The following is a 556-nucleotide window of genomic DNA, read 5'->3' as shown; positions in this document are numbered from 1 at the left end:
CCGGTCACCGTACGGACGCTTCTGATCCCGGTCACCATACGGACGCTTCTGATCCCGGTCACCATACGAACGCTTCTGATCCCGGTCACCATACGGACGCTTCTGATCCCGGTCACCATACGGACGCTTCTGATCCCGGTCACCGTACGAGCGCTTCCCGTCCCGCTCGCCCGCGGGCTTGCCGCCGCGATCGCCGTACGGGCGTTCACCGTTGCGAGGTGCGGCGCCGCGAGTGCCCTGGCCGGACCGTGACCTCGAGGACCCGCGGTCGCTCCGTTGCGTCCGCTCACCGCCCCGATCGTTCCGTGCGGGACGCTCCTGGTCCCCAGAGTCCTGCCTCGAATCGCTCACGATTGTCCTGTCGTGTGTGGAGTCCTCATCGGGACTCAACCGTACTCCGGCCTGCACTGCGGCGGCCCGTTAACGAGAAATAGCCACCCGTCCTCGGGTGGCCATTCCTCAATGTATGTCCGGCGGTGTCCTACTCTCCCACAGGGTCGCCCCTGCAGTACCATCGGCGCTGCGAGTCTTAGCTTCCGGGTTCGGAATGTGTCCG

1 protein-coding gene and 1 rRNA gene are annotated in these 556 nt (G+C 65.6%); one reads left to right on the top strand and one right to left on the bottom strand.

Annotated features, from left to right (window positions below; translation table 11 throughout):
- The coding region (locus ACWEOH_RS13920) for a hypothetical protein (protein ID WP_452031962.1) at positions 1-252 on the top strand (252 nt) is incomplete at its 5' end.
- Positions 253-468: 216 nt separating this feature from the next.
- Here ACWEOH_RS13920 and rrf read toward each other — a convergent pair.
- Positions 469-556: ribosomal RNA gene (gene rrf, locus ACWEOH_RS13915) — 5S ribosomal RNA — on the bottom strand; the annotation flags it as partial.

This window comes from Agromyces sp. NPDC004153, assembly GCF_053603635.1.
Note: the sequence above shows the minus strand (reverse complement) of the source record. Positions and strands in the feature narration are given on the sequence as shown.